The sequence below is a fragment of the Nocardia sp. NPDC047038 genome (genome assembly GCF_040644075.1).
Lineage (GTDB): Bacteria > Actinomycetota > Actinomycetes > Mycobacteriales > Mycobacteriaceae > Nocardia > Nocardia sichangensis.
Map to the genome: position 1 here is coordinate 78,772 of NZ_JBEYVQ010000013.1, position 26,821 is coordinate 105,592.

21 protein-coding genes are annotated in these 26,821 nt (G+C 70.2%); 15 read left to right on the top strand and 6 right to left on the bottom strand.

What is annotated here, in order from left to right; all coding sequences use genetic code 11:
* Positions 1–39: 39 nt before the first annotated feature.
* The 4 genes from ABZ824_RS30750 (at position 40) to ABZ824_RS30765 (ending at position 4,063) form a co-directional block, all read left to right on the top strand.
* Entirely contained in the window at positions 40–516 is a 477-nt protein-coding gene (locus tag ABZ824_RS30750) for a hypothetical protein (RefSeq protein WP_356967287.1), read from the top strand.
* A 44-nt stretch (positions 517–560) separates the two neighbouring features.
* A complete protein-coding gene (locus ABZ824_RS30755) occupies positions 561–860 on the top strand; it encodes a hypothetical protein (protein WP_356967289.1) in 300 nt (99 codons plus the stop codon).
* Between the two features lie 672 nt (positions 861–1,532).
* The gene (locus ABZ824_RS30760) at positions 1,533–2,363 is read left to right on the top strand and encodes a phosphatase PAP2 family protein (protein WP_356967291.1); all 831 of its coding nucleotides are present in this window, start codon (positions 1,533–1,535) and stop codon (positions 2,361–2,363) included.
* 485 nt (positions 2,364–2,848) lie between these two features.
* Positions 2,849–4,063, top strand: coding sequence for an MFS transporter (locus ABZ824_RS30765; RefSeq protein WP_356967292.1), 1,215 nt, complete (start codon positions 2,849–2,851; stop codon positions 4,061–4,063).
* 4 nt (positions 4,064–4,067) lie between these two features.
* On the opposite strand, the gene ABZ824_RS30770 is transcribed toward ABZ824_RS30765, so the two are convergent.
* Entirely contained in the window at positions 4,068–4,505 is a 438-nt protein-coding gene (locus tag ABZ824_RS30770; protein ID WP_356967294.1) for an SRPBCC family protein, read from the bottom strand.
* A 124-nt stretch (positions 4,506–4,629) separates the two neighbouring features.
* Here ABZ824_RS30770 and ABZ824_RS30775 point away from each other — a divergent pair, with 124 nt between their 5' ends.
* Positions 4,630–5,406: an AraC family transcriptional regulator gene (locus tag ABZ824_RS30775; protein ID WP_356967296.1), complete on the top strand. Its 777-nt coding sequence runs from the start codon at positions 4,630–4,632 to the stop codon at positions 5,404–5,406.
* A gap of 181 nt (positions 5,407–5,587) precedes the next feature.
* On the opposite strand, the gene ABZ824_RS30780 is transcribed toward ABZ824_RS30775, so the two are convergent.
* The 4 genes from ABZ824_RS30780 to ABZ824_RS30795 form a co-directional block, all read right to left on the bottom strand.
* Positions 5,588–6,745, bottom strand: a complete 1,158-nt coding sequence (locus ABZ824_RS30780) for a VWA domain-containing protein (RefSeq protein ID WP_355077210.1) — start codon at positions 6,743–6,745, stop codon at positions 5,588–5,590.
* Between the two features lie 117 nt (positions 6,746–6,862).
* Entirely contained in the window at positions 6,863–9,331 is a 2,469-nt protein-coding gene (locus ABZ824_RS30785) for a DUF5682 family protein (RefSeq protein WP_356967404.1), read from the bottom strand.
* Positions 9,310–10,410, bottom strand: a complete 1,101-nt coding sequence (locus ABZ824_RS30790; protein WP_355077206.1) for an AAA family ATPase — start codon at positions 10,408–10,410, stop codon at positions 9,310–9,312. Before ABZ824_RS30790 ends, ABZ824_RS30785 begins: the two co-directional genes overlap by 22 nt.
* A complete protein-coding gene (locus ABZ824_RS30795) occupies positions 10,407–13,265 on the bottom strand; it encodes an SWIM zinc finger family protein (RefSeq protein ID WP_356967299.1) in 2,859 nt (952 codons plus the stop codon). The genes ABZ824_RS30790 and ABZ824_RS30795 overlap by 4 nt, the downstream gene beginning before the upstream one ends.
* Positions 13,266–13,703: 438 nt before the next feature.
* Between ABZ824_RS30795 and ABZ824_RS30800 the strand changes: the two genes are divergently transcribed.
* Genes ABZ824_RS30800 through ABZ824_RS30815 form a run of 4 tightly spaced genes read left to right on the top strand, consistent with a single transcriptional unit; the run spans position 13,704 to position 17,352 of the window.
* The gene (locus ABZ824_RS30800; protein WP_356967300.1) at positions 13,704–16,148 is read left to right on the top strand and encodes an AAA family ATPase; all 2,445 of its coding nucleotides are present in this window, start codon (positions 13,704–13,706) and stop codon (positions 16,146–16,148) included.
* Positions 16,149–16,155: 7 nt separating this feature from the next.
* On the top strand, positions 16,156–16,647 hold the full coding sequence (locus ABZ824_RS30805; protein WP_356967302.1) for a hypothetical protein: 492 nt from the start codon (positions 16,156–16,158) through the stop codon (positions 16,645–16,647).
* Positions 16,648–16,668: 21 nt separating this feature from the next.
* Positions 16,669–17,058, top strand: a complete 390-nt coding sequence (locus tag ABZ824_RS30810) for a YchJ family protein (protein WP_356967304.1) — start codon at positions 16,669–16,671, stop codon at positions 17,056–17,058.
* Positions 17,059–17,076: 18 nt separating this feature from the next.
* On the top strand, positions 17,077–17,352 hold the full coding sequence (locus ABZ824_RS30815) for a SelT/SelW/SelH family protein (protein ID WP_355077196.1): 276 nt from the start codon (positions 17,077–17,079) through the stop codon (positions 17,350–17,352).
* Positions 17,353–17,367: 15 nt separating this feature from the next.
* Here the strand turns inward: ABZ824_RS30815 and ABZ824_RS30820 are convergent, their stop codons facing one another.
* Positions 17,368–17,595 (bottom strand): zinc ribbon domain-containing protein, encoded by a 228-nt coding sequence (locus ABZ824_RS30820; protein WP_355077194.1) that lies wholly within the window; start codon positions 17,593–17,595, stop codon positions 17,368–17,370.
* 119 nt (positions 17,596–17,714) lie between these two features.
* Between ABZ824_RS30820 and ABZ824_RS30825 the strand changes: the two genes are divergently transcribed.
* The 6 genes from ABZ824_RS30825 to ABZ824_RS30850 all read left to right on the top strand — a co-directional run bounded on the left by ABZ824_RS30825 (position 17,715) and on the right by ABZ824_RS30850 (position 26,773).
* A complete protein-coding gene (locus ABZ824_RS30825) occupies positions 17,715–18,851 on the top strand; it encodes an ROK family transcriptional regulator (RefSeq protein ID WP_356967306.1) in 1,137 nt (378 codons plus the stop codon).
* Between the two features lie 168 nt (positions 18,852–19,019).
* Positions 19,020–20,063, top strand: a complete 1,044-nt coding sequence (locus ABZ824_RS30830; RefSeq protein ID WP_356967308.1) for an ABC transporter substrate-binding protein — start codon at positions 19,020–19,022, stop codon at positions 20,061–20,063.
* Between the two features lie 34 nt (positions 20,064–20,097).
* Positions 20,098–20,946, top strand: coding sequence for an ABC transporter permease (locus ABZ824_RS30835; RefSeq protein WP_355077189.1), 849 nt, complete (start codon positions 20,098–20,100; stop codon positions 20,944–20,946).
* Positions 20,922–21,644, top strand: coding sequence for an ABC transporter ATP-binding protein (locus ABZ824_RS30840; RefSeq protein WP_355077187.1), 723 nt, complete (start codon positions 20,922–20,924; stop codon positions 21,642–21,644). Before ABZ824_RS30835 ends, ABZ824_RS30840 begins: the two co-directional genes overlap by 25 nt.
* Positions 21,645–21,656: 12 nt before the next feature.
* Positions 21,657–23,003 carry an LLM class flavin-dependent oxidoreductase gene (locus ABZ824_RS30845; RefSeq protein ID WP_356967311.1) on the top strand — a complete coding sequence of 449 codons (1,347 nt, stop codon included), beginning with the start codon at positions 21,657–21,659 and terminating at the stop codon, positions 23,001–23,003.
* Positions 23,000–26,773 carry an ABC transporter ATP-binding protein gene (locus ABZ824_RS30850; protein WP_356967313.1) on the top strand — a complete coding sequence of 1,258 codons (3,774 nt, stop codon included), beginning with the start codon at positions 23,000–23,002 and terminating at the stop codon, positions 26,771–26,773. The genes ABZ824_RS30845 and ABZ824_RS30850 overlap by 4 nt, the downstream gene beginning before the upstream one ends.
* Positions 26,774–26,821 lie beyond the last annotated feature (48 nt).

The window sequence follows — 26,821 nt, forward strand, 5'->3', positions numbered from 1 at the left end:
TGGTAGGCATTATCAGTTCGATCGCCTTTCACTCTCAGTTTGGCGGTGATCCAGGGGATTTGGGCCGAATTGCTGAAATTTTCTGTTAGACAGCGGCAGCCTGCTCAGGCGGTGGTATGCTTCCAGTACTCCGACCAGCTTCGAGGGGGATCAATGACCTACGCGAACGCAATCGAGCCGCCCATCGCGGGCAGGCCGAAATCATTGGGATTCATTCGGAATGACCTGTCCGGCATCCATGCCCCACGTCATGCTGCCGAGGTGTGGCGGCATGCTCTCGGACTGGGGCACCACTACGTGTACACCGTTCGTCCACCGGTCGATGTGGAGAGTCCGATCGAGTACGTGCTCGGCCTCGCGGCACGGCTCGGTGTCGATGCGATCGTCGTGTTCGAGCTGGGGCATGTGGATGATCGACCGGCCTTGATCTGCGACAGGGGATTCGATCTCGAGACCGTCAGCCCGCAGGGCACATGGACGCGCTCGTCCGGGCTCGTGCCCGGCGAGGGGGCGTGATGGGGGTCGAGACCGTTGTCGAGCCACCGCTGATCTGCGGTGACGTGGACGTGGAAATCGCTCATCGCATCATGCGGCGGCATCGCGCATGCCGCATCGACCGGTGCGCATGGAAACGTCTGGCGTATTACACGCTTGTCGTGCGTGGCCGGATCGTGCCGCAAACGCTCAGTCCGCGTGAGCGTGCCGCCGAGAGGAACATCCCGTTCCCTCCGATGGACGATGTTCGCGCCTCGACCGAGGTCGGTGTGGCGCCGCGAACGTTGCGGCACGTGTTGGACATGCTGAATCAGTCCTTGCTACCGCCAGGACGGGAGGTCGTGCCGCCGCTCGAAGGGGCGTGATGCCTTGAGTGTGTGGGATCTGGTGTGCAGTGCCGCCGCGACTGTCGGCGGCGGATCGTGTGTCGCGCTCGCGTTGGCCTGTCTGTGGCCGACCGGTTCGCCGGGACGCCCCGATGGGCGTCGCCGCCTCCCGGACGCCGCGAAGCGGGTGGCGTTCCGGTGGCCTGCGGAATGGACCTGTGCGGCACCGTCGGAGCCGTTCACGGTTGCCGAAGCCCATGTCGCCATGCAGTGGCACCGCGAACACGGGTGTGCCCGCAAACGCGCCGCCTGGGGTGTGCTGGTGGCCGCAGGGCGGGTTGTACCGGATTCACACCGGCGGAATGAAAGGCCGTGAATCGGGCCGGATCGATGTCGGCGAAAGCTCAGCCCGCTGGGGCCACATTCGCCCACCGGTTGAGGCAAGCGCGGATCGCGCCTGGAACGGCTGGAGCCGGTGGCCGCGCCAGGTCGTCAGCCATGCTTCTGGCGTGCTCGGCGGTAGCGGTCGATGGGTAGCGAAAATCGCGAGATCGCCTGTCTTGCAAGCAAACTCGAATTGGTGACAGGCGGCTGTATGCCCCGTCACATCTTGCTGAAGTTGTCCGTTCGGTAGTGCTAGTTTAAACGGAGGTTACCACTCCACTTAATTCTGGGTAAACGGCCTGATTCAACGGGGAAGGAGGCCGCGCGATGGTCGCTGTGGACTTCGGGGGTCCGGGCGCCGAGCTCGAGCTCGCGTCGGGCGGAGTCGTCGAACGGGTGCGCGCGGCCGTGCGCGGTCGCGGGGGCGAGGCGGTCGGGCAGCTTCTTCTCATCACGGTGCTCTACCTCGGCTATCGCGCGGGCCGTCTGATCACCGCCGACGACACGGGGCATGCCCTGGTCAACGCGCACCGCTTGCTCGGACTCGAAGACCGGCTCGGCCTGCTGGACGAGCAGACGGTGCAGTCGTTGTTCCTGAACCGCGAATTCCTCGCGGTTCCGGCCAACTTCTACTACGCCAGCGCGCATTTCACCGTGGCCGTCGGAGTCCTGCTGTGGCTGTGGACGTTCCGGCCGGAGCACTATCGCTGGACCAGGAACCTCATGGCGGCGCTGACGGGAGCCGCGCTCGCGGTGCACATCCTGATCCCGCTCGCGCCGCCGCGCATGCTGCCCGACCAGGGTTTCGTCGATCTGGCCGTGCGATACGGCCAATCCGTCTACGGCGCGGCGGATTCCGGCGGTCTGTCCAATCAGTTCGCGGCCATGCCCTCGCTGCACGTCGGTTGGGCGTTGCTGCTCGGTGTTGCCGTCGTCGCCGCGACTCGCACACCGTGGCGCTGGCTCGCCTTGGCCCATCCGGCGCTGACCACGCTCGTGGTGGTGGGTACCGCCAATCACTACTGGCTGGACACCATTGTCGCTGTCATGTTGCTCGCGGTGGCCGCCGTACTGCATCCCCTCGTGGTGCCCGCGGCGGCCACGGCGTGGGGCGTGATGGGTCCCGTTTCGTCGAAACCCATGCTGGCCAGCTCCTGACAGTCCATCACGCACCCGGTGGCGCTCACCGGAAAAGCGCTCCGTCGCGCGTACGATCGCAGAGCCGTCCTGTTCGCCCATCCGGACAAGGAGTTGCCATGGAACCGATGACCATCGCGGATCTGCTGTCTTCGCTTGCCATCCAGGTGTTCGCCCTGTTGGGCGGATTCCCCGGGGGTTACCCCGGCTGATCCGTTGCCGCTGCTTCCGCGCCGCTCTTCATCGCTGCGAGTGTCTCCCGCATGAGCGCGGGCATGGTCCGGCCGACGAGGGCCGATACCAGTGGTCGCAACAGGGCCGCGGTGGGCTGGAACGAGTAGGTCCAGGTCACCGCGGTCCGGCCGTTTTGATCGCGGAACGCGAAAGCGCCGTCATGGGACGTTCCCCGCCGACTTGCTGTCGCGAATACATGCGCGGCCGGGAACGGGACGGTGTTGTCTATTTCTCGCCGGAACCCTGATGCCGGGATTCCTACCGTCGATGCAATGAAAAGCGAACGGATCCCGGATGCCGGGAATGCTGAGTTGCGGGCGCCTGTCGTGTGGTTCATGGCGCTGGCGGCCGCGCTCGGGACGGCGAGTGTCTACCTACTGCAACCGGCCGTCGCGGAGGTTGCCGGTTCCCTGCACGCCTCTACGGCGGCGACCGGCACCGCTTTGGCGTGCGGGCCGGTCGGCTATCTGGTGGGGTTGGTTCTGCTGGTGCCGCTGGTCGACCGGTTCGCGCCACGGGCCGTGGTGGCGGCCCAGTTCGTGGCGCTGGCGGTTGCCTCCGCCGCTGGTGCGGTAGCGGGATCACTCTGGGCCCTTGGATTCGTCATGGGCCTGGTCGGGGCGGGGTCGGCGGTCGGGGCCCAGCTGAGTTCGGTGGCGGGGCGTTTCGCGCAGCGTCGTCGGCGGGCCACGGTCTTGGGTATCGTGACCGCGGGCATATCTGCCGGAATCCTCGCCGGGCGCATCATCGGCGGCTGGCTCGCCGACGTGATCGGGTGGCGAGCAATGCTTTTCGTATTCGCTGTGCCGTGTGTCGTGGTCGCGGCGGTGTCCTTGTCCACCCTGCCGACCGCGTGGGGTCGCACGTATGCCGGATATCTGGATACGATGCGCGGAATTCCCGGGCTCTTCGCCCGCTTCGCCGCACTGCGCCGGGCGGCGGCACGGGGAGCGCTGTGGTTCTTCGCGTTCTGTGCGATCTGGGCAGGTTTCGCGGTGGCGCTGTCGCAGCCTCCGTACTCATATTCACCCGAACGGATCGGCCTGTACGCCTGCGCCGGACTGGCCGGTGTCCTCGCGACCCGGATCGCCGGCGGATGGACCGACCGGGTCGGCCCGCGAAACGTGATCCTCGTGGGGCTCGCGCTCGCCCTTGTCGCGACGGTTGTCCTGGGCGTTGCCCTCTCGAACACTGTGGTGACCCTGGCCTGCCTCGGGCTCTTCGATGCCGGACTGTTTGCGGCCCAGGTGGCCAACCAGAGCACGGTCCTGGCTATCGACCCGTCCGCGCCTGCCCGCTTCAACAGTGCGTATATGTCTGTGTACTTCGTCGGAGGCAGCCTGGGAACCGCATTCGGCGCCGCCGCCGTCGGCTGGTTCGGCTGGCCCGGTCTGGTCGCCCTCGCTGCGGTCGCCACGGCCGCGGCGGGCGGGGTCACCCTGGCCGACCGGCCGCGGCGGCACGCGGCCACGCAGCCTGCCCGATGAGCGCCTACGGTGCGAGTTCGCTGCCACCCGGCTCCTGGGATCCCCCTGCCTCCAGGGTCCGGCGCATGACAGCCGATGCCTGTTCGACGAACTCGGCTATCGGCACAGTGAGCGCCTCGGGCAGGACATCGGTGTGCCACACGACCAGGGTCCCGCCGTCCTCGCCGGGCAGCGCCTGCATCGAGGCGTGGTGATGGGAGGAATGCAGACTGCCTCCGACGATGGAGTACGCGATACGCCGGCTCACCGGGTCGAGGTCGATGAGCCGTTCCACGACGACGGTGCCGTCGGCGAAGGTGACGGTACGGGTGTCCGCGTCGAGCCGTGCGTCGGCGACGAGACCCGGGCCGAGGCGCTCGTGCACCGCGCCGAAATCGCTGACAGCGTCCCATACCTGCTCGGGCGTGGCGTCGATGTCGAATTCTTTGTGAACGGATGCCATTGGGTCCTCCTGGGTCGGGCCGCGGTGATTCGGTTGCCGTCTCAGCATTCCCGTCGGCCCAGCCGCGGGTCTTGAAGATCCTTGCGCGGCGTTTTTCGTCGTACCCTCGGCGTACGGTCCGCAGGTGCTGTCCACGACAACCGTTGCCGCCCGGCCCGAGTTCACCGTGACCACGGTGAACTGCCGCTCCGACCACACCCACTTCTCGGACCCGGAGGTCCGCGACGACCATCGCCTCGTGCTCGTGCGCCGTGGCCGGTTCCAGCGACAGTCCGACGGCGACCGGGCCGACCTGGATCCGACAGTCGGCTACCTGGGCGTACCGGGCGAAGAGGAACGGTTCGCCCATCCCGCCGGCGGCGACGTCTGCACCGTGGTGACCGTCGCGCCCGGCCGTTGGGAAGAGGCCGTCGATCCGCGTGCGGTGTACATCGATGCCCGTATCGATCTCGCGCACCACCGTGTTCTCGCTGCCGTCCGAGGCGGCGACATCGACTACGCGTTGACCGAGGAGCTTGTCCGGCTCGTCGCACTCGCCGCCGGATGGCCGATCCCTCGGTCGCGGCCCACCGACCGGGCGCTGGTTACCGCGGCCCGCGAGGCGATCATCAACGGCGCACCGGAATCGGTGGGCCTGCAATCTCTGGCCGCATCGCTGAAGGTCTCGCCGTACCGGCTGAGCCGGGTGTTCTCGCAGCACATGGGGCTGTCGCTGACCCGCTACCGCAACCGAGTACGGGTCGGCCGGACCATCGACCGGCTCACCGACGGAGAAACCGGCCTCGCCGACCTCGCCGCGCACCTCGGTTTCGCCGACCAGGCACACCTGACCCGCACCGTCCGCGAACACCTCGGCCACACCCCCACGGCGCTACGCCGTCTACTCACCGAAACCACCTGACCGAGCCGTTGAGACGGGGCGCGGAATCAGCCTGCGTCGCTGCACCTTCCCAGGCCTCGCGCTTCCAGCCCGGGCGACGTGAGTTGGCGACATAACGACCGGCTCGAGCTGCGACGGCGCACCGTCGACCTACGTGGTGGCGATTTGCTGGTCCCGCGTGGCAGACCCGGAGGCATTCGCGTCAGTGCTGGGCGGCGTTGGCGTGGGCCCAGGACTGGACGTCGCCGCGGTCGAGAGCCAGTGCCAAGAGTTCCGGGAATTTGTCGGGGGTGCAGGCGAAGGCCGGGATGCCCAGTGCGGCGAGGGCTGCGGCGTTGTCGTGGTCGAAGGCGGGGGCGCCGTCGTCGGAGAGGGCGAGCAGCACGACGACTTGTACGCCGGAATCCTGTAGCGAGCGGACGCGGCGCAGCATCTCGTCGCGGATGCCGCCCTCGTAGAGGTCGGAGATCAGGACGAACAACGTATCGGCCGGGCGGGTGACCAGGGACTGGCAGTAGGCGAGGGCCCGGTTGATGTCGGTGCCGCCGCCCAGTTGCGTGCCGAACAGCACCTCCACCGGGTCGTCGAGCTTGTCGGTGAGGTCGACGATCTCGGTGTCGAAGACCACCAGCGAGGTGCGCAGCGACCGCATCGAGGCGAGCACCGCGCCGAACACCGACGCGTACACGACGCTGGCGGCCATCGAACCGGACTGGTCGATGGCCAGCACCACGTCCCGCCGGACCGCCTGGGCCTTGCGGCCGTAGCCGACCAGGCGTTCGGGCACCACGGTGCGATGCTCGGGCAGGTAGGTGGCTAGGTTCTTGCGAATGGTGCGGTCCCAGTCGATATCCCGCAATTTCGGCCGGGTGACCCGGGCGGCGCGGTTCAGCGCACCGGACACAGCGGCGACGGTCTGCGCCGCGATGCGCTGCTCGATCTCCCGCACCACCTTTTCCACCACCATGCGCGCGGTGGCCTTGGTGGTCTCGGGCATCACCCGGTTCAAGCTCAGCAGGGTGCCGACCAGGTGCACGTCCGGTTCCACCGCCTCGAGCAGTTCCGGCTCCAGCAGCAATTGGGTGAGATCGAGCCGCTCCACGGCGTCGCGTTGCATGACCTCGACGACGGAGGCGGGGAAGTAGCTGCGGATATCGCCGAGCCAGCGGGCCACGCGCGGCGCCGAGCCCTGCAAACCACCGGTGCGCTTGCCGGGCGAGGTCTCCTCATCGGTGTTGTACAGCGCCGACAGCGCCCGGTCCATCGCCGCGTCGGCGCCGGAGCCCAGCCCGCCCAGTCCTTCCTCCGCGGCCGCGCCGAGCACCAATCGCCAACGCCGAGACTGTGCTTCGTCGGTCACGGCTTGTCCTCCTCGGTACGGGCGAGAGCGCCGGTGCGGCCTCGGCCCGCTGCCTTGTCACTCATACTGTGTCCGGGGGTGTGGTTACGCGCCGCTGCCGTCTCCGGGTCCGACCGCTCATACCGTCACCCCCAGGATCTCCGCCGCGGTGCGCACCGCGGTCGTGGCTCGATCGGCGTCGATGCCCGCGACGGCCGCCGCCGGTGATACCGATCCGCCGTCGCGGACCGCCTGCCCGATCGCGCGGCGTTCACCCGATTCGAACGCGCCGAAGGTACGGCGCAGCAGCGGCAGCGTCTCGACGAACGTGTCGTCGCCGAGTCCGCGCAGCCAGTCGTCGATGAGCCGCAACAACTCCCGATCGTGCACCAGAAGCAGGCCGCGACCGCCGAGGAATCCGTCTATCCACGCCGCCTTGGCCGCGGCGGTGGCGCCCACCGAGAGGGCGGCGGACAGTCTGCGCGCGGATTCGGCGTCATCGATGCGACCCGCGTCGGCGAGCAAACGGACCGCACGACCGACAAGCGCGCCGTGTACGTCGTCGCGGTCGGCGACCCGGCGCAATGCGGCGAGCCACTCACCGGTGGCCCAGCCGTCGTCCCTGGTGTGGATGGCGGTGTGCGCCGCGTCCAGCAGACCGCGCAGATCGGTGGCGGCGTCGGTGTCCAATCCGGTGACCGCCGCGGGCAGGCCGGCGCAGATACGCACCAGCAACCCGTCGGCCACGTGGGCCAGCGCTTTGGTGTCGGTGCCGCGCACGTCGCCGTAACGCAGCGTGCGGATCAGGCCGGGCAGCGCGGCCAGCAGGTGGGTGACGTCGTGGTCGAGCGCCGCGGTGGATTCCAGCCGGGCGATCAATCCGTCGGTGGCGCCGCCGAGGTCGGCCAGCAGCGCGACTTCCAGCGCGGCGGTCAATTCGCCGACCGAGCGGTCGGCGCGGCTCGCGGTGTCGAGAATCTTCGCCTCCGCCGCGGTGCGGATGGTGGTGCCCCAGCGAGAGGCCTCGATGATGGAGATCGCGTACTCGGGCTGCCATCGCAGCGTCCAGGTTTCCCGGAAGGTGCCCGTGCTGCGCACGTCGCTGGTGGTGAGCGTGCCCCACTCGATGTCGAGCACCCGCAGCCGGTGTAGCAGGCGCGACCGCCGCACCTCGCGATCCTTACGCAGATCCAGGTCGACGGTGCGGATCGAGGGCTCCTGCTTCATCCGCAGCGACCGGATGGTGGCGCGCAGGTCCGCGTCCAGCGGCACGGTCGGCGTCTGCTCCGGAACGGCCCCGAGCGCCTCGCCGACGACGAGTTCGCCGATCACCAACCGCAGCATCGTCTCGTCGCCGCCGCACAGCACCGACCGGGTGGCCTCGGTCACCTCCGACAGACCGGGGAGCGGGCGACCGCGCAGCGCGGCGAGGGTGTCGGCGAGCCGGACGGCCTCGATGACGTGGGCGCTGGAGACGGGCAGATCGTGGGCGCGCAGCACACCGGCGACCTTGGTCAGCCAGCGGGCGATCGGCCGCTCGGTGGCGGTGAACAGGTGGTGGTACCAGCCCGGTGAGGTGACGCCCGCGCCGTAGCCGGAGGTCGTGGACAGCCGCGAATGCGTCCACGGCACCCAGGTGAGCCTGGTTTTGATCTTCGGAAGGCCCTTGAGCATCCGTGCGTCCGGCGCGGCGGGACCGAGCGCGCCGGCGAGCGCGGGCGCGTGCCACGCCCCGCACACCACCGCCAGCCGCATCGCACCGTCTTTGAGGGCCTTGCGCATCGTCTGGCGCATATAAGCCTCGCGCCGGAGGGTGTGAGCGTCGACCACGAGTGGTTCGGGCGGTGGTTCCGGCACGAGGGCCGATTCGGCTACTGCCTCCGCGACCGAATCCAACTCCGACGCGGAGGCCATGGTGGATCGATCCTGCGCCGGTTGCACGGTCGAGAGTTGCTCGCCTTCAGGGCGATCGCGTCCCGATTCGGCGGTCGGTCGGTCATCAGCCGGTTCGGTGCCCGCAGGCCCCTGGCGCGCCGGGCCGTCTTGCGCGGCCGACGTCGGGTCGCCATGCGTGGCGTCGCGCTCGGCGCCTTCCCGCAGCGCGCCCATCGCCTCGGTGATCGCGTCGAACGCGTCCGCGTCCGGCACGGTTTCGACGACGGCGTCCCACCAGCGTTCGGCGTCGTCGTAGCCGCCCGCTTCGGCGAGCGCGGCGAGCGGATCGAACCGGTCGCCGGGCTCGTCCTCGGTCGCGAGCGTGACGCTCGCGGGCAGATCGCAAAACCGTACGGGCACCGCGTTGTCCGTGGCGTACCGCAGCGCCTGCCACTCGGGGGAGAACACAGCGTACGGCCAGAACGCGGCCGTGGCGGGGGCGTCGGGCACGTACGCCAGCAGCGCGACCGGAGGGACCATCCCTTCGGCGGCGACGAAGCCCACCAGCGGATCGGCGTCCGCGGGCCCCTCGATGAGGATCATGTCGGGCCGGAAATCCGCCAGGGCCATCCGCAGCGAGCGCGCCGAGCCGGGACCATGGTGGCGGATGCCGAATACCCTGGTCACAGGGGCGGTTTCGATACCGGAGGTCACCCGGTGACCTCGCGGCAGGCGCGGTAGAAATCCGCCCAATCCGGTCGCTCGCGGACCACGGCCTCCAAGTACTCCGTCCACACCACCGCGTCGGCCACCGGGTCCTTGATCACCGAGCCGAGCACCGCGCCCGCGATGTCGGAGGCGCGCAGCACGCCGTCGCCGAAGTGCGCCGAGAGCGCGATTCCGTTGGTGATCACCGAGATCGCCTCGGCCGTGGACAGTGTTCCGGACGGCGACTTGAGCTTGGTCCGGCCGTCGGCCGTACTGCCGGAGCGCAGCTCGCGGAAGACCCGCACCACCCGCCGCACCTCTTCGGCCGCCGCGGGCACGGTCGGCAGTTCCAGCGCGGAGCCGAGCTGCTCGACCCGCCTGCTGACGATGGCGACCTCCTCGTCCTCGCTCGCGGGCAGCGGCAGCACGACTGTGTTGAACCGGCGGCGCAACGCGGAGGACAACTCGTTCACCCCGCGGTCGCGATCGTTGGCGGTGGCGATCACGTTGAAGCCCTTCGCGGCCTGCACTTCCGTGCGCAGTTCGGGCACCGGCAGCGTCTTCTCGGACAAGACGGTGATCAGCGCGTCCTGCACGTCCGACGGGATGCGGGTGAGCTCTTCTATGCGGGCGATGGAGCCCGTCCGCATGGCCGTGAGCACCGGCGACGGCACCAGCGCCGCATCGCTCGGTCCCTCGGCGAGCAACCGCGCGTAGTTCCAGCCGTAGCGGATCGCCTCCTCGGCGGTGCCCGAGGTGCCCTGCACCAACAGCGTCGACGCACCGCTGATGGCGGCGGAGAGATGCTCGGACACCCAGGTCTTGGCGGTGCCCGGCACCCCGAGCAGCAGCAGTGCGCGGTCGGTGGCCAGCGTCGCGACCGCGACCTCCATGAGCCTGCGTGGGCCGACGTACTTCGGGGTGATCACGGTGCCGTCGGGCAGGGTGCCGCCGAGCAGGTAGGTGACCACCGCCCAGGGCGACAGCCGCCACGACGGCGGGCGGGGCCGGTCGTCGGCGGCGGCGAGGGCGCGCAGCTCGTCGGCGTACGCCTGTTCGGCATGGGGGCGCAGCAGATCCGGCGTCGGGTCGGTGGTGGTCATCGCAACTCCTCGAGCATCATCGAGCGGTTGTTGAGGTCATGGGCGAGCTGGTCGAAGGCCCGCTGCCAGGCGGGATCGTCGCATTTGCGGGCCACGGCGGACAGTGTGGCGGCGGCGGCGACGGGGAGGTGGACCGAGGCCGCGGCGAGCAGCGAGCGGTGCGCGTTCGGTGAGGCGCCGTGCGTCTCGGGGCGCCGCGCCGCCGCCCGCGCCCGCTCGAACAGCAGCAGCACCACATGCTGGGCCAGCGCTTCCGGCCACGGATGGCCCATCGCGGGCAGCAGCGCCTCGATCTCCGACAGCCAGGAGCCGTCCAGCCGCACCAGGTGCGCGGTCCGATCCGGCAGCGGTAGCAGCGCGAACAGCTCCCGTCTGCGCAGCATCGCCAGATCGGTGGGCACGCCCGCCTCGAACAATGCCCGCGCCCACGTCGAATCGTGTTGAGCCAGTGCGGCGTCCACCCAGCCGTCGAAGATGGGCTGCCGGAACCGGTCTTCGATCGTGGCGCGCACCGCCTGTTGCGGTGTGCCGAGCACACCGGTCCAGTGCGCCAGCGGCGTCGCGGCGACCACCTGCCGGAGCCGGGCCGCGGACACGTCGGGCGCGCCGTTCCAGCGGTAGGCGAATTCGATGGTGCGGTCGGTGATCCCGTCGCGCTGCGCGGCGGCGTCGGGCCGGTCGGGCAGCGTGAGAACCACATTCGTGTGCAGCATTCGGTGCTCGGCGCGGATCCACGCGCTCGCTCGGGCGCGCATCCGTTGCGAGAACGCCGATTCCGGCAGTAGTGCGAGCAGTCCGGCGGCGGTGCGGCGCACGTCGGCGCGCCGGTCGTCCAGCGCCGTTTCCAGCAGGGGCTCGTCGTCCGGGCCGAGCCCGTCGGCGAGCACGGCCAGCAGTTCGGCCTTCAGCGGCCCGGATTCCTTCGGCCACGCCGCGGTGAGCTCCGCCCTGGCCGCGCCCGCGTCGCCGCGCCGGAGGTCGGCGAGCCAGTCGCGCCGCTCGGGTGGTCGACCGAACAGCCAAGTGTCCGTTGACCGTTCGACGGGCAGCCGCACCAAGTCGCGCCGATCCGGATGCTGGGCCGCCAGCCAGCTGCCGCGAGTGCCCGCGAGGCGTAACAGCGGCTCGCGCAAACCGGCATTGATCTTCGCGTGCTCGAGCAGTTGCTCGCACAGCGCGCCCGGCGCCCGGTAATCGTGCGGCCGCGCCGCGTCGAACCATTCGGGCAGGAATGCCGAGCGTTCCCGCAGCATGCGTGCCAGGCGCACGGCAGCAGGGCGCGGCAGCGACGGACGAGGATCGTCCGCCGCGGGTTCCGGTGCCGCGGCAGTGGCGGGCACGACCCCACCCCGAGTGAAAAGGTCTTGTAGGGCGGCTGTTTCGAGCAGTCGCAACGCGGGATCGTGGGGCAACCGGTCGGCCACGCGTGCGATCGCGGGCGCGAGTGCGGCGAGATCCGGGGCGCGGCGCGCGGTGCCGAGCAGCGCGACGGAGGTGAGGTCGGCACTCCAGGTCGGCCCCGCGGGCGGAGTCGCGTCGGGCACGAAGGTCTCCGTGGGTGCAAGATCGATCACCTCCCCCGCGGTGAACACCGAAATCGGCTCCCATCCGTCGGCGCTCCACTCGCCGGCCACCGTCACCGGATGACCGCCCGAGACGGCCAGCAGCGTCCACGGTTGTTCGCCCGGCCGGATCGGCAGCGCGCTGCCGCCGGATTCGGTGAGGTATAAGCCCTCTTCGGTGCGGGTGGGTATCACATCGGCCAGCAGCATCGGCCACGAGCGCAGCCACGGATCGGCGCCGAGCGCGGACGCGTGCGCGGCGAGCGCGGCGGCGATGGTGGCGGGGTGGTTCGCGTCGGCGGGCAACGTGGTGAACGGTTCGACCGTGCTGTGCCGCTCGCCCCACAGCGCGCGCAGCGGCGCGGCGCCCGGGTAGAAATGCAACTCCGCGTCGGCCAGTTGACCCAGCGCGGGAACGTCGGCGGGGAAGCCGGGGGAGCCGAAGGAATGGTCGACCACCAGCGCCCAGCGCCTGCTCTCCCGCCCGTACAGCCAGCTGCGCCGGGTGTAGAGGCGCTCGTCCTCGGTGATCCGCGAGCCGAACACCATCCACCGATCACGCACCGGAGCTTCGGCGCGCACCGCCTCGGCCGGATTGGGGTAGCCGACATGGGTGCGGATGCTGGCACGCAGTGCGGGTGATACCGCGTCGAGCTGCCGGTGCGCGGCGATCAACAGGTGCATCCGCGCGTACTCGCGCAGCACCACGTCGGGCCAGTCGGTTCTGGTGGCCACGGCGGCCGGGAGCCTGCGCAGAGCGGAGGCGAGGCCGGGGGCCTGCGCGTCGACCATCCTGGCGGCCACGGCCTCGAAGGCGCGATACGAGCGATCGGCCTGCGCGAGCCCGGTGCGTACCTGATCACCGAGCCAGACGTCGAGTTCCTCCAGCCCCGCCGTCACCCGCACCCGGCGCTGTTCGGCGGTGGCCGGATTCGGGGTGCGGGGCCGCTCCGCGGTCGCGGCGGCCCGCGCCGTACGGCCGCCGATCCACGCCGCCGCGTAGTCCGCGGTCTCCGGCGCGACGGCGACCTCGCCCGCGGACCAGCGCAGCAACAGCGACAGCGCGTGTTTGCAAGGAAACTTGCGGCTCGGGCAGGAGCACCGGTACGCCGGACCGGACAGGTCGACGATCGTCTGATAGGGCGTGGCGCCGCTGCCCTGGCACCGGCCCCACAGCGCCGGGCCGTGCTGCCCGCACTCGCGCCAGCGACCCACCAGCTTGCGGGCCGCCGAGAGCGAATTCGCATCCGGCGCCAACGCCGTGACCTGGGCTTCGGTCCACTGCGTCGTCATCGGCTCGCTCCGGCTCGCTGCTGCCTCATCGCCTTCCTTCATTGCTCGGTTGACCGGATTTCTACCCCAGCGCACCGACAAGTACCGCCGCCGGCGCCGCGCTGCCCTCGGAACCGCTTGTCCCGGTGCCGCATTCGTCTTTCGAACGAATCTTGCGCCGATCGGTGCGCTCTGGCATTCTGTCCTGTTCGGCTCGACCGAGCCACCCGGACCGGGTGTAGACACCATCGAGGCTGCCCGCCGGGGTTGGCGCGAGGGGTGGACATCGAGACATGGCGCAGGCGTTTCGATGACCATATATCCATCCCCGCGGGCAGATTCGCTCGGGCGCGGTGGGCGATTCCGGCGTGATCGGGTAGCGTTCCGCACAGCTTCGACAAGGCGCCGTGCACGGGGTCGGAGGACGTGTTGCGGCTCGATGGTGGAGGGGTTTTTCGCATGCGCCTGGATCCCGACGCTGTCGACGCCGCCGGTTCCACGGACGCGCCGCCCCGGCTGTCGGAGGTGGTGACGAGGCGCCTTGCCGAGGATCCCGCGGTCACGCCGTCGGTGACGCGGACCGTGTTGCGCGCCATCGGCGCCGCCGAAACAGAGGACGCGTCAACGGCATTCGATCACTCCGGGATCTTCCTCAGCGCCATCCGGGTGTGCGGTTTCCGGGGTATCGGCCCCGAGACGACGCTGCAACTGCCGCCCGGGCCCGGCCTCACGCTCGTGGTCGGCCGCAACGGCAGCGGCAAATCCAGTTTCGCCGAGGCCGCGGAATTGGCGATGACCGGAGGGAACCGCCGGTGGGACGGTCGCTCGGCGGCGTGGCGGGAGGGCTGGCGCAACCTGCACGACGGCACGGCCGCCCGCATCGAGCTCGAGTTGCTCACCGCCGGTGCCGCGCCGCGCCTCACCATCGCCAAGGAATGGGCGGCCGACGCGGACCTGCAGGACGCGCACTGGACCCAGCGATATCCGCCCGCGCCGCCGACGGGATTCGACACCGACCGGTGGGCGGCCCAGCTCGAGCTCTACCGCCCCTTCCTGTCCTACAGCGAACTCGGCGCGCTGGTGGACGGGAAACCGAGCGACCTGTTCGACGCGCTGCACCAGCTGCTCGGTCTCGACGAACTCACCCTGGCGCAGGAGCGGATCCGGATGCGCCGCCTGGAGCTGGAACGCGCCGTGCGGGATTCGCGTCAGGAACGCCTGGAACTGCTGGAGCTGCTCGCGTCGGTGGCCGACGACCGCGCGGTCCGGGTCGCCGGGCTGCTGCGGCCCGCCCAACCGGATCTCGCCGCGGTGGGCCGGGAAGTGCTCGGCGCGGTGGACGACCCGACCGGACCGGACGGCCTGCGCGCCATCGTGCGGCTGGCGCTGCCCGAGGACGCCGAAGTGGAGGCGGTGGCCACCCGGCTCGAGGAATGGGGCGCGGCGCTGGCCGCGGGAGCCACCGCCGACGCCGAAGCCGATCTGCGCCTGCTTGAACTGCTGCGCAAGGCGCGGGAACACCATGCCGCGAGCGGGCCGTGTCCGTGCCCTGTGTGCGGCCGCGGCGCACTCGACGACGCGTGGGCGCGCGAGACCGATGCTGCCATCGAGCGGCTGACCGCCCGAGTCGACGCGCTCACGACCGCGCGGATCGAGCTCGGCAACGCGGTGCGGGCCGCTCGGGCGCTTCCCGACCTCGTTCCCGCCGAATTGGATTTCGATCCGCGCAACCCGCCGTCGGTCGACACCACGGCGGTGCGCGAGGCCTGGGCCGAATGGGCCGCGCTGACCAACACCGAATACGCCCCGGACCTGCCCGCCCGGCTGCGCGCCGCCCACGCGCGACTGGTCGACGAGCTCGACCTGTTGCAGAAGGGCACCCGCAAGGAACTCGACCGCTTGGACGAGGTGTGGACGCCGCTGGTGCCACGGATCGTGGCCTGGCTGGAGGGCGCGCGCGAGGTGGCCGCGCACGCCGCGGAGCTGCGCACCGTGAAGAAGGCCGAGGACTGGCTGAAGTCGGCCACCGCGGGTCTGCGCGGCGAGCGCATGACGCCGCTGGAGACGACGGCCCGGTGGGTGTGGCGCACGCTGCGGCAGCAGAGCAACGTCGAACTGGGCGCTATCCGTTTGCAGGGCAACGCGGGCACCGCGCGCCGCGTGCTGCTCGACGTGACCGTCGACGAGGTGGACGGCGCCGCGCTTGGCGTGATGAGCCAGGGTGAGCTGCACGCGCTCGGTCTCTCGCTGTTCCTGCCGCGCGCCACGGTGGAGCAGAGCCCGTTCCGGTTCGTCATGATCGACGACCCGGTGCAGGCGATGGACCCGGCCAAGGTGGACGGCCTGGCCCAAGTACTCGCCACGGTCGCCTGGACCAGGCAGGTGGTGGTCTTCACCCATGACGAGCGCCTCGCCGAGGCGGTGCGGCGGATGCAGCTCGACGCGACCGTGCTGGAAGTGCAGCGCCGCGACCGCTCGGTGGTCGAGGTGCGGGTGTCCAGCGACCCGATTCGCCGCTATCTCGACGACGCCCGCGCATTGGTGCGCACCCCGCAGTTGCCCGGGGCGATCGCCGACGAACTGGTGGCCACGTGCTGCCGTTCCGCGGTGGAGGCGGCCAGTCTGGCCAGGGCGCGGCGCACCCTGCTCGCCGCGGGCATGGATCACGCGGAAGTGGAACGCCACATCGATGCCGCGCATTCGACCCGGGCGAAGGTGGCGCTCGCGGTCTTCGGGGTCGGCAGCAAGGTCGACGACTTGAACAAGAACCTCATCGCGCGCGAAGGACGGTGGGTGGTGGACGCATTGCGCGACGCCACGGCGGGCGCGCACGTGCCGATCGGGCGCGATATGCGTGAGCTGATCGGTGAGACCGAGAAGTTCGTCGCGTGGCTGGCCCGGTGAGGCGCCGATGAGCGGGCGGCGTCGGCCGGTCGGCGCACGTCGTGGACCCGCGGGCGGCGGGCGCGCGGCCAGGCACGGGCAGCGTGGGCCGAACAACGGCGCGCAACGCTCGCGCGCGAATCGGCCGTCGGTCGCCGAGCGGCTGGAAACCGTGGATCTGTTGCTCGCCGGATCGGTGACCGCCGCGGGCGGGCTGTGGTCCCGCGCGACGGCCTGGATTCTGCGGATCGCTCTGGAGCAGGCCGTCGACGAACTGTGGCTGCGGCTGGCGCCCCCGCTGGTCCGCTGTCCGATGCGGGCACAGCTCATCGCGCTGCGCGCCTTCGCGGGACCGGACGTGGCGGCGCGGGTGGCCGTGCTCTGGGCGGCGCTGTCGCGCGCCGCGCACCATCACGACTACGAACTCGCGCCGAGCGTCACCGATCTGCGGCGCTGGCGGGAGCAGACCGTAGCCTTGGCCGAGGACCTGGCGGCGGTGCGGGCGCGCCGGGGTTCCTGACACAGGTCGGAAGGGCGCGGAATGAACAAGGCACGGCGCTGCCCGTGTGGGCGTGGCGAGGCATTCGAGGACTGCTGCGGTCCGGTGTTGAGCGGCGAGCGTCCCGCTCCCACCGCCGAAGCCCTGATGCGCTCGCGCTACACCGCGTTCGCGGTGGGCGATGTCGACTATCTGCTGCGTTCGTGGCATCCGCGCACTCGCCCGGCCGCCTTGACCCTCGATCCCGCCCAGCGCTGGTTGTTCCTGGAAATCACCCGGACCGATCGAGGTGGACTGTTCGACGACACCGGCACGGTGGAGTTCGTCGCGCACTACCGCGACGCGGGCGGTCGCGGCGCACTGCACGAGACCAGCCGGTTCGCCCGATCCGACGGCGCCTGGGTCTACCTGGACGGCACGCACGACGACTGAGCGGTAGCGTCAGCGGACATGGCACGCGTCGCGATCGAGTACTGCACCCAATGCCGCTGGCTGCTGCGGGCGAGCTGGATGGCGCAGGAATTGCTCAGCACCTTCGCCACCGACTTGGACGAAGTCGCGCTGCTGCCGGGTTCGGGCGGGGTCTTCCGGATCACCGTGGACGGCGAACAGATCTGGGAGCGCAAGGCCGACGGCGGATTTCCCGACATCACGGTGCTGAAGCAGCGGGTGCGCGACCGGGTCGCACCCGAGCGCGACCTCGGTCATGCCGACCGGCGCGAGTGAGACCGCGCCGGGAACTCAGCCGCAGCAGCCGCCACCGCAGCAGCCGCCGCCCGCCGGGGGCGCCGCCGGGGTTGGTGCGGGCGCGCTCGCGCCGCCTCGGGAGACGGTGGCGAAGGTGGTCAGCAACTTGACCGTGTCGTCGTGGCCGATCGGGCAGGTCGCCGGCGCGGCCGACTCCGCCATCGGACGGGTCACCTCGAACGTGTCACCGCAGCTGCGGCACCGATAGCTGTAACTCGGCATCCGCTCAGTTTAGGGCCTGTGCCGCCGGTGTGTTCGGATCGGCCTGCGCCAAATGCTTCGCAGCCGCGGGTCGCGTCCGTAGCGTGGCTGGGCAGCGCGGCGATGAAGAGGTGACGGCGATGGCGGACGGCAGCGCGGGAGCGGTACTTCGAGCGTTGCTCGAGCTGGGTCCGGCTCCGCGCAGTTCGATCGCCAGACACGCGGGAATCTCACCCGCCACGGTGACGTGGCAGACTCGCGCGCTGCTGGAGGCGGGGTTGATCGTCGAGCTGCCCGAGACCGCGGGCGCGTCCGGGATCGGCCGACCGCATAGCCCGCTGGCGCTCGACACCGCCGACAACGTGGCCATAGCGGTGCACATCGCGGCCACCCACACCACCGTCGCGGTGGTGGACATCGGCGGCACGCTCCGGCACAGCACGAAGGTGCCGCACCGCACGCACGCCCCGTACGACATCCTGGCCACCGCCGCCGCCGAGGTGTGCCGGGTCCGCGACGAGTCCGACGGCCTGCGGATCGTGGGTCTGGGCGTCGCTACCGGCGGCCGGGTCGACCGAACGGCGGGGTCGGTGGTGGACCATTCCTTCCTGCGCTGGCGTGACGTCCCGGTGCGGGAGTATCTCGCCGCGCGCACCGGATTGCCGACCCAGCTCGACAGTCACACCAGAGCGCTGATGCACGCCGAGCAGCTGTTCGGCCGCATGGGCGCGACGGCGAGCTCGGTGGTGCTGTTCGTCGGCAACGTGATCGATGTGGCCATCGCGGTGCACGGGCAGGTGCACTACGGGCCGCGGTCTGGAGCCGGATCGATCGAGTCGCTGCTCGGCCTGGGCGCGGGAAAGAGCGCGGGCCCGCAGGGGGGTTCCTCGCTCGACGACTACTACTCCGATCATGCGCTGCTCGAGCGCTGCGGCGTGGCGTCGACCATGCCCGAATTGGTGGCGGTGGCGGCCGAAGGCGCGCCCGTGCGCGGGCTGTTCCTGGAGCGCGCCCGCGTGCTCGGCCGGGTCGTCGCGGCGCTGATCGATCTGCTCGATCCCGAATCGGTGGTAGTGGTCGACCGCGGCCGTCGCGTCGGCGGCGTGTGGGAGGCGTATCTCGCGGCCGTACGCGAACATTCGCTGTTGTGTACCGACCCGGCCGAACTGGTCGTCGGTTCGTCGTTCGAGGGGCGAGTCCTGGAGATGTCCGCGGGCGCGGTGGTGCTGCACAGCCTGTTCCACACTCCGCTGCGCGCGCTGGAGGCTGCCGTTTGACTCCGACTTATTTTAAGTAGAACGAATATTGACGTGCGGCACGGTTATTCGGGAAAGTTCTTTCATGAAAGAAATGCACCGAGCCATTGCCGGGACCGGATCGCAACTGCGGTGTTGTCCGGGAGCGAGATATTCCCGAGAACACCGGATTCGACCCAGGAAATCACCGTGCGCAATTCTCTCCGGCGATTAGCACTCGTCACCTCCGCCACCGCTCTGCTCGCCGTCTCGTGCGCCACCGATGAGGGCGGCGACACCGATCTGAAATCCGCTCTGCCGACCACCGTTCCGGCAGGCACCTCGTTGTCGGTGGCGGTCAACACCACCCGCGTCGCGCTGGAAGCCTCCGGTGAGATCGGCAAGCTGCCGTTCACCGTGTCGGCTTGGCCCGCCGTCTCCGCGGGCCCCGACGTCATCCAAGCCTTCCGTGGCGGTTCGGTGGATATCGCGACGAACGCGGGCATCCCGCCCATCCACGCCCACGCGACCGGTCTCGACGCCAAGATCGTCGGCGTCAAAGTCCGTGACATCCCGAACTATCAGCTGGCCACCGCGCCCGGCGTGACCGTCAACTCGATCCAGGAATTGCGCGGCAAGAAGATCGGCTTCTCGCCTGGTCAGGCCCAGGGCGTGGTGGTGCTGCGCACCCTGCGCGCCGCGGGCATCGGCCTGAACGAAGTGCAATTGGTGGAACTCAACAGCCCGCAGTTCCTTACCGCGTTGCAGGGCAAGCAGATCGACGTCGCCCCGCTGGGGGAGCCGACGCTGACCAAATACCTGGACAAATACCGCGGGCAAGGCGCCACGGCGGTGGCCACGCCCGCGGTGGACGCGCTGACCGTGCTGTGGGCGCCGACCGCGGTCCTGCGCGACTCGGCCAAACTCGCGGCCGTCCGGCAATTCGTCGAGTTCTGGGCGCGCGGCGATGTCTGGGCCTGGGAGCACCAGGAACAATGGATCTCCTCTTACTACGTGAAAGACCAGGAAGTCTCCGCGGCGGACGGCCGGCGAATTCTGGATACGACACCGCGCCCCTATTTCCCGGACAATTGGGACAAAGCGATCGCATGGGAGCAGGACACCGTCGACTTGCTCACCGGTTCCGGCTATTTCGGCAAGCGGTTCGACGCGAACGAACTTTTCGACCGCCGCTTCGAACGAGTCGCCGCCGAGGCGGTGACCGCGAACTACCGCACCCAGGACACCCGGTGAACCGCTCGAGCGCCCGCACAACACAGGAGTCGCCATGACCATCGCACTGACTCGCACCGTAGCGGCGCCGCCGTCACGGACCGACGGATTCGTCGAACGCAGGCAATTGCGCAGGCTCGGGCTACGCAAGTCCGTTCCGTTCGCCCGGATGCTCGGCGTGCTGGTAGTTCTCGGCCTCTGGGCGGCTGGCGCGCACTTCGGCTGGCTCGACGAACGCAAGCTGTCGGCGCCGTGGACCGTGCTGGAAACGGGCTGGGACCTGCTCGTCAACGGTTCCCTGGCGGCGAACGTATCCGCCTCGCTGCAGCGCGCGGGCATCGGCCTCGGCATCGGCGTGCTGGTCGGCACGACGCTCGCCCTGATCGCGGGCCTGTCCCGATTCGGTGAGTCGCTGGTGGACGGCCCGATCCAAGTGAAGCGGGCGATCCCAAGCCTCGGCCTGATTCCGCTGATGATCCTCTGGCTCGGCATCGGCGAATCGTTCAAGATCGTGCTGATCACCCTCGGCGTGGTGATCACCATGTATATCCAGACGCACGCCTCGCTCACCACCATCGATCAGCGGCTGGTGGAACTGTCGGAGGTGCAGCGGGTTTCGCGGGCCACGTTCATCAGGAAGGTCGTGGTACCCGGTTCGCTGCCCGGCTTCTTCCTCGGCCTGCGACTCTCGGTGACCGGCGCGTGGCTGGCGCTGATCGTCGTCGAATCCGTCAACGCCATCGACGGGTTGGGCAAGATGATGCAGAACGCCCAGAACTACGGCCAGGCCGACGTGATCCTGGTGGGCCTCGCGGTCTACGGCACGTTCGGACTGTTGTCCGACGGTGTTATCCGGCTGGTCGAGCGGAAGGTGCTGTCGTGGCGACGGACGATCGCGGGGTAGGCGTACAGGTCCGCGGACTGACCCGCGGTTTCGGGGAACGCACGGTGCTGGACGGCATCACGCTGACGATCCCGGCCGGGCAGTTCGTCGCCCTGCTCGGCCGCAGCGGGTCGGGCAAGAGCACGCTGCTGCGCGCGCTGGCCGGACTCGACTACGACGTGGCCGGGTCGGGCACGCTGCGGGTGCCCGCCAAGACGTCGGTGGTGTTCCAGGACTCCCGCCTGCTGCCATGGCAACGGGTGCTGGCCAACGTGCTCTACGGCCAGCCGCGCTCGCGCAAGGCCGCGGCGGTGCGGGTACTGACCGAGGTCGGTCTCGCCGGACGCGAACGGGCGTGGCCCAACCAGCTCTCCGGCGGCGAGCAGCAACGGGTTTCGCTGGCCCGCTCCCTGGTGGGCGAGCCGGACCTGCTGCTGGCCGACGAACCCTTCGGCGCGCTGGACGCGCTGACCAGGATCAAGATGCACGAGCTGCTGCGGCAACTGATCCGGCGCCGCCGCCCGACCGTGCTGCTGGTCACCCACGACGTGGACGAGGCGATCGCGCTCGCCGACCGGGTGCTCGTGCTCGACGAGGGGCGCATCACGGTCGACGTGCCGGTGGACCTGCCCGCCGAGCGCGACCCGAGTCTGCCCGAATTCCAGCGCGTCCGTCGCGCATTGCTCTCTTCGCTGGGCGTCGCCCCGGCCGCTGTCTGAAAGGACCCGACCATGTCCGGTAAACAACTGCACCTCAACGCCTTCCTGATGTCGGTGGGACACCACGAGGCGGCCTGGCGGCTGCCGGAAAGCGATCCGTACGCGCACACCGACATCAACTACTACGTCGAGCTGGCCCGCACCGCCGAGCGCGGCAAGCTGGACTCGATCTTCTTCGCCGACAGCCCGGTGCTGATGGGCGATCCCGGCCGCAGGCCGAGCGGCAAGCTGGAGCCGACCGTGATCCTCACCGCGGTGGCCGTGCAGACCAACCGGATCGGTCTGATCGCCACCGCGTCCACCAGCTACAACGATCCCTACAACCTGGCACGCCGGTTCTCCTCGGTGGACTGGGTGAGCAACGGCCGGGTCGGCTGGAACATCGTCACCACCGCGGGCGCCGACGCCGCGCGCAACTTCGGTCTGGACGACACCCCGGACCACCAGCTGCGTTACGAGAAAGCCGCCGAGTTCGTCGACGTGGCCACCAAGCTGTGGGACAGCTGGGACGACGACGCGATCGTCGCGGACAAGGGCCTCGGCATCCACACCGACGCGAGCAAGGTTCGCAAGATCGGCCACCACGGCGAGTTCTTCAAGGTCGACGGTCCGTTGAACGTGCCGCGCTCGCCGCAGGGCTACCCGGTGCTGGTGCAGGCCGGCTCCTCGGAGGACGGCAAGAACTTCGCCGCCCGCTACGCGGAAGCGGTGTTCACCGCGCAGCAGACGCTCGAGGACGGCAAGGCGTTCTACACCGATCTCAAGCAGCGCGCGGTCGCGCTGGGCCGTGACCCGGAGACGATCAAGATCCTGCCCGGCATCGTCCCCGTCATCGGCGACACCGAGGAACAGGCACGCGAACTCGACGCCGAACTCGAGCGCCTGATCTCGCCGGAGTACGCGCGCCGCCAGCTGGCCGCGCACTTCAAACTCCCGATCGAGCAACTGGACCTGGACAGCGAACTGCCCGAGGATCTGCCCACCGAGGACGAGATCCAGGGCGCCAAGAGCCGGTTCACGCTCATCGTGAACCTCGCCCGGCGCGAACGACTCACGCTGCGTCAGCTGATCGGGCGGCTCGGCGGCGGCCGCGGGCACCGCACCTTCGCGGGCACGCCCGAACAGGTGGCCGACACCATCGAGCACTGGTTCCGGGAGGGCGCCGCCGACGGGTTCAACATCATGCCCGCCGTGCTGCCCTCCGGACTGGAGCGCTTCGTCGACCAGGTGGTGCCGATCCTGCAGCAGCGCGGGCTGTTCCGCACCGAGTACACCGAGACCACCCTGCGCGGACACTACGGCCTGGACCGGCCGGCCAACCAGTACGACACCGCGGATGCGCTCGTGGTCGCCCGATGAGCTCGGTTCAACCGGATCCGTCCCAGCCGGGATGGATCCGGTACCTGACGCGCCGCTGTCTCGAGCACCGCCGCCTGGTCGTGGCCGCGGGCGCCGGTGCGCTCGCGGCGGCGCTGCTGACGGCGGTGCTGCCCCTCATCGTGCGGCACGTGGTGGACACGCTCACCACCACCGCGGCGTCGGTGGCGCCGTGGGCGGCGCTGCTGCTGGTCGTCGGCGCGGCGCGATTCGGGTCGTCGTTCACGCGCCGGGTGGCGTCGTCCCAGCTGTCGCTGGGTGTGCAGCACGATCTGCGCCGGGACCTGTTCGCCGCGCTGCTGCGGCTGGACGGCCGCGAGCAGGCGGACCTGCGGACCGGTCAGGTGGTCAGCCGGGCGATCACCGACGTCACGCTGATCCAGATGTTCGTGCAGCTCATTCCCATGGTGGCGGGCAATGTGGTGCTGCTCGCCGGTGCGCTGACCCTGATGACCCTGATGTCGCCCGCCCTGACCGTGATCGCGCTGCTGGTGGTTCCCGCCTTGTGGATCATCACCCGGCGCAGCCAGCGCAAACTCTTCCCGGCCAACTGGGACGCGCAGGCCCGCGCCGCCGAGGTGGCGATGCGGGTGGAGGCCGCGGTCGCCGGGGTGCGAGTGGTGAAGGGGTTCGGCCAGGAACGGCACGAGCTCGACGGATTGGCCGCCAAGGCACGGGAGCTGTACCGCTCCCGGCTGCGCGTCGCGCGCATCACCAGCCGGTTCACCCCGGCGATGCAGGCCGTGCCCGCGGCGGGACAGGCGCTGATCCTGATCGCGGGCGGGCTGCTGGCGCTGTCGCAGTCCATCACGCTGGGCACCTTCTTGGCGTTCATGACCTATCTCGGCTCGTTCGTCAGCCCGATCCGGCAGTTCGCCATGCTGCTGACGGTCAGCCAGCAGGGCAAGGCGTCGCTGGACCGGGTGCGCGAGGTGATCGAGGCGCCGACGCCGGTGGAACGTCCCCAGGTCGAGACGGTGCGCGGCAGTACGCCCCCGCGCGTCGAGTTCCGCGGCGTCGGTTTCGGTTTCGACCGCACCCGGGTGCTCGACGGGCTGGAACTGACCGTAGAGCCGGGCGAGACCATGGCGATCGCGGGCGGGGCGGGCAGCGGCAAATCGACATTGGTGCAATTGCTTCCGCGGCTGGTCGACCCGGACGCCGGGGCCGTCCTGTTCGACGGCGTCGACATCCGCTACCTGTCCGACGCCCGCGACCAAGTGGCGATGGTGTTCGAGGACACCCACCTGATGGCCGACAGCATCCGGGCCAACGTGGCCTATGGACGCCCGGCGGCCACGGACGAAGAGGTCTGGCACGCCTTGTATCTCGCCGCGGCCGACGGGTTCGTGCGGACACTGCCCGAGGGACTGGATACCAGGATCGGCGAGCGCGGGCAGCGGCTGTCCGGCGGACAGCGGCAGCGCATCGCGCTGGCCCGCGCGCTGCTCACCGACGCGCCCATCCTGGTTCTCGACGACGCCACCTCGGCCATCGACGCGCAGGTCGAGGAACAGATCTACGCCAGGATCGCGGCCGAGGTGCGCGGGCGTACCACCATCGTCGTCGCGCATCGCCTGTCCACCCTGGCGCTCGCCGACCGGGTGGCCGTGCTCGACGACGGACGGGTGGCGGAACTGGGCACGCTGCGCGACCTGCAACACTCCGGCGAGTTGTTCCGCGCGCTGTTCACCCCGCCGGAGGTCACGGGCATCGGCGTGGACGCCGGGCTCGCTCGGCCCGAGGCGCCGACCTCCCCGCTGTGGGTCGAGCCCGCCGGGGAGGACGATGACGGCGCACGCACCCTGGAGCAGGTGGCGAAGGCGTTCTCCCAGCGTGCCGCCGGTGCTCCTGCCGGAGCGGGCCGGGCGGCGGGGCCGGGGATGCTCGCCGCCGCGCCGCCCAGCGGTGACGTGCAGGAGCTGATCGACCGCCTTCCGGCGCTGACCGGCGAACCGGAGGTCTCCGAATCCTTCTCGCACACGCCGGATCCGGAGTTCTCGCTGCCGCGGCTGCTGCGGCCGTTCGCGGCGCCGTTGCTGGCCGGGCTCGGTCTGGTGGGGCTCGACGCCCTGGCGCAGGTGCTGATTCCCTTCTTGGTGCGTTACGGCATCGACCACGGCGTCCTCGCCGGCGCGCGCGACGTGCTGCTGGTCGCGGCGGCGCTCGCGCTGCTCGTGGTCGCGGTGGACTGGGCGATCAGCGTCGCGCAGGTGCGGGTCACCGGTCGCGCGGGCGAACGGCTGCTGTACGGCCTGCGAGTGAAGACCTTCGCGCAGTTGCAACGGCTCGGCTTGCAGTACTACGAGCGCGAACTCGGCGGCCGGATCATGACCAGGATGACCACCGACGTCGACGGGCTCTCTGCGTTTCTGCAAACCGGCCTGGCCACCGCGCTCACCAGTACGGTGACCATCGCGGGCGTGGTGATCGCACTGCTGGTCATCGACGCGCGGCTGGCGCTGGTGGTACTCGCGCTGCTCCCGCTGCTGGTGATCTCGACGGCGGCGTTCCGGCGCGCGTCGGTGCCCGCCTACAACCTCGCACGCGAGCGGGTCAGCATCGTCAACGCCTACCTGCAGGAGAACGTCGACAACATCAAGGTCACCCAGGCCTACCGGCGCGAGGAGCGCAACCGGGCCGAGTTCGAGCGGCGGTCCTGGGACTATCGCGACGCGCGCCTGCGCAGCCAGATCCTGATGGCCGTGTTCTTCCCGTTCATCGAGTTCATGTCCGTGGTGGCCACGGCTGCGGTGCTCGCGGTGGGCGTGCACCAGGTGCGCGAGGCCGTGCTCACCGCGGGCACGCTCATCGCCTTCCTGCTCTACGTGGATCTGCTGTTCGCGCCGATCCAGCAGCTGTCCCAGGTCTTCGACAGCTACCAGCAGGCCGTGGTCGGCGTCGATCGGCTCGGCGAACTGCTGCGCACGCCGGTCGCCACCCCGGACGCCGCCGACGCGCGTCCGGTGACCCGCCTGAACGGTGCGATCGAGTTGCGCGGAGTCGGATTCACCTACGAGACCCGCGCCGAGCCGGTGCTCTCCGGCATCGATCTGCGCATCGAGCCGGGACAGAAGGTGGCGCTGGTCGGCGAGACGGGCGCGGGCAAGTCGACGCTGGTGAAGCTGCTGGCCAGGTTCTACGACCCGACCGAGGGCGCGGTGCTGGTCGACGGCGTCGACGTGCGCGACTATCGCTTGCGCGAGTATCGCAAGCGGCTCGGCGTGGTCCCGCAGGAACCGTTCCTGTTCGGCGACACCGTGCGCGCGGCCATCTCCTACGGCAAGCCGGAGGCCACGCCCGCCGACATCGAGTGGGCGGCGCGGGCGGTCGGCGCGCACGAGATGATCGCCGCGCTGGAGCACGGGTACTACCAGCCCACCGGCGACCACGGACGCAGCATGTCGGCGGGCCAGCGCCAGCTGCTCGCGCTCGCGCGGGCCCAGCTCATCGAGCCGGACATCCTGATCCTGGACGAGGCCACCGCCTCGCTGGATCTGGCGACCGAGGCCAGGGTGCGGGCCGCGGTGGACGTGCTCACCGCCGGGCGCACGACCATCGTGGTCGCGCACCGGCTCGCCACCGCCGCGGACGCGGATCTCATCGCGGTGGTGGGCGAGGGGCGGCTGTTGCAGACCGGCACGCACGCGCAACTGCTCGGCGAGGACGGGCCGTATCGCCGCTTGTGGGCCGCGTACGTCGGCGACGACACGGCGTCGGTCGGTGACCGGGAATCGGAGGCCGCGACCTGATCCCGCGCCACCGTGACAGCAGGAGCATTCTCCTGGCTATCCCCAGGT